Raw genomic sequence first — 2234 nt, 5'->3', positions numbered from 1 at the left:
GGGTGATCGGGTGATCGGGTGATCGGGTGATCGGGTGATCGGGTGATCGGGTGATCGGGTGATCGGGTGATCGGGTGATCGGGTGATCGGGTGATCGGGTGATCGGGTGATCGGGTGATCGGGTGATCGGGTAATTGAAATCTATAGATTTTCCCTGAAATTTGATTACTCAAGCAATGCTCTAGAAACAATAAAGCCTGTCAGTACCAAAGTTTTCAGTCACAGAGTCTTACTGACTGGTTTGAAATGCTTCACAATTTGCTGGGGATTCCCAATAACTACCACGCCGGGAGGGACAGACTTACGAACCACACTGCCTAAACCTACTACACTATTTTCCCCAATGTGTACCCCTTTCATCACCGTAGCTCTGGCTCCAATCCAGACATTTCGCTCAATCACAATCTCAGCTGAAACCTTTGGTCCTGGAGGACAGTGACGCAGGTGGGGTTGTAGGTTATGGTAATCGCTATCAGCAAGAAAGCAGTCAGAAATTAGACATTCATCTCCCACGGTAATTGAGCACTCGCAACCTATACAAGGCCCATTAAGCAGTACATTTGAACCAATATTGACGTTACCAGAACCATAGATAAATACCTCTTTACCCAAGCGAGAACCTGAGCCAATCACTACCTTAACGCTACCTGCTACCTGAAGAGAGCCTTTGATCTGCACTCCTTTGGCAAGGGTGAGATTGGGGTATCGAAACTGATAGTATAAACCCTTAGCCTCAAAATAAAGATGAGCGATAAATTTCAGAAATGGGTGATTAATCTGCTGCATGACACGAAATTGGTGAATCAAAAGGACTAAGTACTCTGTCAATTTAGTTTTGAGAGTTAGAGCAAGCTGTTAGGTGTTAATTTTTAGTGTTTAGGTGTTGGCTGAAGTGGGGTAAGGCTTCGGTGAATTTTTTTCACTGAATCTTTTTCACTTCTGTTGTCTAATGGTTCTGGTACTTAATACCTAGTGCTATCATGCCTAATGGCTAATGCCTAATCACTAATTACTCAAACCCAGTAACACAAGAGAGTAAGGATTAAATCTCACCGATGAGTACTTCAGTAGTCTTGTTGCTAGGGTCTTGCTCTTGACAGCGTTGGTATCTAAAGAAAACATGGGTAGCCTTTTTAGGCTTTCAGTGTCGGGAAAATCCAGTGCTCCCTCAATCCTGATGCTGGCAGGTTTGGCTGATTTATTGATCAACAATAGCGATCGCAGTTCATTGGACTGCTCTATTGCCATAGCCTCCACAAACTTATGGCCGCTCTGGGTGTACATCACCTTGCCAGTCAGGTACTTGATCGCCCAGGGAAATACAGTTGCAGCAGGTCGCAGATTATTACTTGGGTCGATCATGCCGTAATACTTATCCTTGAGATGCCAGGAGGTCGCCATGTCAATCCCAGCGTCAGCTAAATGTTTGAATACTGAAGCAAACCAAACCGCGCCGACATGGGTATTCTGACGGTCTTCACCAGAGTTCCATGAGTAGTTGATGTTATAGCAGAAGTCATTTGTCAGAAGTCATTTGTCAGAAGTAAAACTCTTGCGCTTACTTAGGTTTGAGACTTTTGTCATGTCCTAACTGCCCTGGCGACTGCTATATATTCTCCTTTCTCGAAAGTAGACCACGCCGATTTGTAGCCATCCAACTGGGCCAGCAGGGAATATTTTGGATAATGGTAGGCTGTTGGGGATATGAGGCATCGTAGCAGGCTTGAATTTTGGCCTCGTCCCAGCTTTTCGTAGCTCGGTTAGTCCAACGTTCCCATAGATCGATATGGTGAATGCGGATTAACCTGATATCCAATTCCGCCAGACGCTTCTGGAAAACCTAGTCTGATGCCTTTTCCAGAATAGTAATTTCGTAGTCGTTGGAGCCAAAGGTGAAGGGTGTAGTTTGTGCGACTGGCTTTGCCCAATCCACCCTAACTTTAGTTTTAATTGACTTTCCGGACAACCACAAATTTTGTATTGGTGATGCTCTTACCGAATTAGTAGCGCTTTGCTTATCAAAGAGTCTTGGTAAGAGGAATGCGATCGCAGCGCCAGATAAAGCTAGCTGGAGTAATGTTCTACGTTTCATCGCTTATGACTTCACTAGACCTCTTGCAAAAGTCCAATAAAAAAGATATAAATGGGTCAGTATAAGGGAAAATAATGACCTATCAAAAAGTTAAAGATTTAACTAACCAGGAGTTCAAACGCCTTTGTGGGGTAAGAATTGA

3 protein-coding genes are annotated in these 2234 nt (G+C 44.3%); all 3 read right to left on the bottom strand.

What is annotated here, in order from left to right; all coding sequences use genetic code 11:
* Positions 1 to 219: 219 nt before the first annotated feature.
* Entirely contained in the window at positions 220 to 786 is a 567-nt protein-coding gene (locus tag F6K63_RS34265; RefSeq protein ID WP_008185816.1) for an acyltransferase, read from the bottom strand.
* 219 nt (positions 787 to 1005) lie between these two features.
* Positions 1006 to 1401: a hypothetical protein gene (locus tag F6K63_RS34260; RefSeq protein WP_008185815.1), complete on the bottom strand. Its 396-nt coding sequence runs from the start codon at positions 1399 to 1401 to the stop codon at positions 1006 to 1008.
* A gap of 439 nt (positions 1402 to 1840) precedes the next feature.
* A complete protein-coding gene (locus F6K63_RS34255) occupies positions 1841 to 2092 on the bottom strand; it encodes a hypothetical protein (protein WP_008185813.1) in 252 nt (83 codons plus the stop codon).
* Between the last annotated feature and the right edge of the window lie 142 nt (positions 2093 to 2234).

The sequence above is a fragment of the Moorena sp. SIO1G6 genome, assembly GCF_010672795.1.
In the GTDB taxonomy this organism is placed as follows: domain Bacteria; phylum Cyanobacteriota; class Cyanobacteriia; order Cyanobacteriales; family Coleofasciculaceae; genus Moorena; species Moorena producens.
Note: the sequence above shows the minus strand (reverse complement) of the source record. Positions and strands in the feature narration are given on the sequence as shown.